Source organism: Gulosibacter sp. 10, from assembly GCF_900163695.1.
In the GTDB taxonomy this organism is placed as follows: Bacteria; Actinomycetota; Actinomycetes; order Actinomycetales; family Microbacteriaceae; genus Gulosibacter.
The window spans coordinates 1-3,902 of record NZ_FUIC01000055.1; the positions used below are offsets into that span (position 1 = coordinate 1).

The following is a 3,902-nucleotide window of genomic DNA, read 5'->3' on the forward strand; positions in this document are numbered from 1 at the left end:
CGCCTCGTCCGCGGCCAGCGCCCCGGCCGCGCCCATGTCGGCCATCGCGCGGACGAACGGCAGCGTCGCGTTCGTGAGCGCCCGCGTCGCCGTCTGCGGCACCGCCCCCGGCATGTTCGCGACGCAGTAGTGCCGCACCCCGTCGACCTCGATGATCGGCGACTCGTAGGTCGTCGGCCGCGAGGTCTCGAAGGCGCCGCCCTGGTCGATCGCCACGTCGATGAGCAGCGCCCCGGGCCGCAGCAGCGGCAGCTGCGAACGCCGCACGACCTTCGGCGCCGCGCGGCCGGGCACGAGCACCGCGCCGATCACCGCATCCGCCTGGGCCAGCTCGTGCTCCAGCACGTGCGGATCGGACATCAGCACGCGGGCGCGGCCCTTGAGGATGCCGTCGAGCTCGCGGATGCGCTTGGACGACATGTCGAGCACGGTCACCTCGGCCTGCATGCCGATCGCGAGCAGCGCCGCCTGCGTTCCGACCGCGCCGCCGCCGATGATGAGCACGCGGGCCGGGGCCACGCCGGGCGCGCCGCCCAGCAGCAGGCCGGGGCCGCCCTCCTGCCGCATGAGCTGATTCGCCGCGGCGTGCGCCGCCAGGCGCCCCGCGATCTCGCTCATCGGCGTGAGCAGCGGCAGGCCCGTCGCATCCTGCACGGTCTCGTAGGCGATGCCGAGCGTGCCCGCCGCGAGCAGCGCCTCGGTCAGCTCGCGATCCGCGGCGAGATGCAGGTACGTGAACAGCGCGAGGTCGGGGCGCAGGAAGCCGTACTCCTCGGCGAGCGGCTCCTTGACCTTGAGCAGCAGCTCGGCCTCCGACCACGCGCGCTCGCGGCCGACGATGTCGGCCCCCGCCTCGGCGTACCGCTCGTCGGCGTAGCCGGAGGCGGCGCCCGCGCCCGTCTCGACGAAGACGGAGTGCCCGCGCCCGGTGAGGTCGGCCGTGCCCGCCGGGGTGAGCCCCACGCGGGTCTCCTGCGGCTTGATTTCCTTGACGACGGAGATTCGCATCGCTTTCCCTTTCTCCGGATGGACGTTATCGCGCCGCGACGGCGCGGCCGATCGCGCGGACGAATCCGCGCACCTCGTCGTCGGCGGCGGTGAACGGCGGGCTGAGCTGCAGGGTGTTGCCGCGCAGCGGCCGCGAGATGAAGCCGAGCTCGACGAGGTCGTCGGCCACCTGCTCGGCCGGCAGCGACGCATCCAGCGAGACGCCGCCGAGGAAGCCCTCGACGCGCGCCTCGGCCACCGCGTCCTGCTCGGCCGCGAGCTCATCGAGCGCCTCGCGCAGCACCCCCTCGAGCTCGCGTGCCCGCTCGACGAGCCCCTCGCGCTCGAGGATGTCCAGGTGCGCGAGCGCGATCGCGGCGGCCGTGGCGTGCCCCGCGTAGGTGGCGCCGTGCCGGAAGATCGGGGTGGCGGGGTCGTCCTCGTAGAACGGCTCCCACAGCCGCGGGCTCACGAGCACGCCGCCGAGCGGCGCGTAGCCGGAGGTGACGCCCTTCGCGAAGGTGATCATGTCGGGCTCGAGCCCGTAGCGCTCGGCGGCGAACATCCTGCCGGTGCGGCCGAACCCCGTGATGACCTCGTCGAGGACGAGCAGGATGTCGTGCTCGCGGCAGAGCCGCTGGATCGCCTCGAGGTAGCCGGGCGCGGGCGGGTTCACGCCTCCGGTGCCCTGCACGGGCTCGGCGACGATCGCGGCGATGCGCTCCGGCCCGATCTCCGCGATGGTGCGCGCCACCGCCTCGGCATCGTCGTGCGAGACGCGGGCGGTCTCCGGCACGAGCGACTCGGTGCCGTAGCCCTCCCGGTTGAACTCGAGGCCCGCGATGCTCGTGCCGTAGGCGTGCAGGCCGTGGTACGCGAATTCGCGGCTCAGCACGATCCGCTTCGACCCGCGGCCCTCGCGCTGCCAGTGCCGGCGTGCGAGCTTGCAGGCCTGGTCGATCGCATCCGAGCCGCCCGAGCCGAGGATCACCTTGGGCCGCTCGATCGGCGACAGCCCGGCGAGCCGCTCCCCCAGCGCGAGCGCCTTGTCGTTCGCGAACCGCGCGAACACGTGGTAGGTCTCGAGCCGCCGCATCTGCTCGAAGGCAACGCGCGCGAGCTCCGGGTGTGAGTGGCCGATGTTCGCGTGCCACAGCCCGGCGGTGCCGTCGAAGAGGCGGCGGCCGTCCTCGGTGAAGACGTAGCAGCCCTCGGCCCGGTCGATCACGAGCTGCCGGCCGAGCACGCTCGGCACGTGGGCCTGCGCCGGCCACAGGGCGGGGCCGTCGAGGATGCTCGGGGACCGCGCCGGTCGTCCGGCGGCGGTCGACGGGGCGTCGAGAGCCGTCATGGTCATCACTCCTTCGTGCATTCCGTTGCTGATCCCCAATGTACGAACGGGGCACCGCGAAGAACAGCGACGAATGATGACGTGTACCGGTCGGCTCCGCTTACAGGTCCGCGGCCTGACCCGTCAGCCGAGCTGCGCGTCGAAGGCCGTCTGCAGCGCATCACGCAGCGCCACGATCGCCGGGTTCGACTCGGCCCCGGCGCGCACCACGAGATGGATGCTCCGCTCCTGATCGCTCGGCAGCCACCGGCTGGGGGCGAGCGCGCTCCCCGTCTCGCGCAGGATCATGTCGGGGAGGAACGCCGCGGCGAGGCCGTGCTCCACCATCCGCAGGTGGAAGAGGAGATCGGCCGAGACGTGCGCCACCTTCGGCTCGAAGCCGAGCTCGCGGCACACCCGCCGCGCCCACTGGGCCGAGGCCGACTGCGGCGGCTCGAGCACCCAGGGCACGTCGCGCACCGCATCCAGGTCGCCCTCGAGCGCGACCGAGGGCAGGTAGCCGCGCACAGGGTCGCCGCCCAGCGTCGTGACGGTCACCCCGCTCGACGTAAGCCGCTCGGTACCGGGATAGGCGTCGGTGAGCACCGCATCCGCCTGCCTGGAGGTGAGGCGCACGGCGGCTACCTCGGGGTCGGCCAGGCTCACCCCCACGCGCAGGCCCGGATGCGCCGAGGCGAGCGCCGCGAGGGCCCGCGGCACGACGCTGCGGCTGATGCTCGAGAACGCGGCGAGCCGCACCTCCCCCTTGGGCTCGTGGCGCGTGGCCGCGAGGTCGGCCTCGGCCCGTTCCATGGCGGCGAGGATCGCCTCTGTGTTGCGCACGAGCTCCTCCGCGGCGGGGGTGAGCCGCACATTGCGGCCCGCGCGCTCGAGGAGGCGAACGCCCGCCTCCCTCTCGAGCAGCGAGAGCTGCTGCGAGATCGCCGAGTGGCTGTAGGAGAGCTCGCGCGCGGCCGCCGTCATGCTGCCGCGGAGCTTCACCTCGCGCAGCAGCGTGAGCCGGTGCAGGTCGAGCATGGCCACAGCCTACGCAGCGCGCCGGCCGGGCCGCTGATCGGAAGGGTGCTGGTCGGAAGAGACCCCGGCCGGAAAGGGCCCTGGCCGGAAGAGGCCCTGGCCGGAAGAGGCCCTGGCCGGAAGGGACACTGACGGGACGAGTGCCCTAACCGGAGGACTGCCTGACCGGAGGAGACGCACACTGGCCGGAGTGGCAGGGCTCCGCCGATCGGGAACGGAGCCCGGTTGATCGGAAGGCGCCCGGCTGCGCCGTCAGCCGGTGCGTCTGCGCGAAGACGTCGCGCAGCCGCCTATCCCCTTCGTCGTCGACGCGTGCGCCCTGTTTCGGACGTCTTCCCGCAGATCGACGGCTCCGGCCGGGGTTTCTGCCCGCCGTCGGGCCTGTCACCGCCAGAAGTCGCACCGTCCGCCGGCGCCATCTGCACTAGGAGGGCACACAGCGGGTCACCCCCCTCGTGTTCGCGGCAAACGGCCCGTTTCTGCCCTCCTAGTTGTACCCGGTCAGGAGGTTGGTCGTACTCGGCTGGTCGGTGGGTTACCGCCGAGG

The 3,902-nt window shown here is 73.1% G+C and carries 3 protein-coding genes; all 3 read right to left on the minus strand.

All coding sequences use genetic code 11. From position 1 onward, the window contains the following. A partial coding sequence (gene ald / locus FM112_RS16685) for an alanine dehydrogenase (protein WP_140400746.1) occupies positions 1-1,008 on the minus strand: 1,008 nt, incomplete at its 3' end. A gap of 25 nt (positions 1,009-1,033) precedes the next feature. Continuing rightward, the gene (locus tag FM112_RS16690; protein ID WP_087009589.1) at positions 1,034-2,338 is read right to left on the minus strand and encodes an aspartate aminotransferase family protein; all 1,305 of its coding nucleotides are present in this window, start codon (positions 2,336-2,338) and stop codon (positions 1,034-1,036) included. Positions 2,339-2,461: 123 nt separating this feature from the next. Continuing rightward, on the minus strand, positions 2,462-3,355 hold the full coding sequence (locus tag FM112_RS16695; RefSeq protein WP_140400747.1) for a LysR family transcriptional regulator: 894 nt from the start codon (positions 3,353-3,355) through the stop codon (positions 2,462-2,464). Between the last annotated feature and the right edge of the window lie 547 nt (positions 3,356-3,902).

Excerpts from the sequence above, each read along its gene's own strand:
- FM112_RS16695 (WP_140400747.1), bottom strand. The coding sequence starts at position 3,355 with ATGCTCGACCTGCACCGGCTCACGCTGCTGCGCGAGGTGAAGCTCCGC.
- FM112_RS16690 (WP_087009589.1), bottom strand. The coding sequence starts at position 2,338 with ATGACGGCTCTCGACGCCCCGTCGACCGCCGCCGGACGACCGGCGCGG.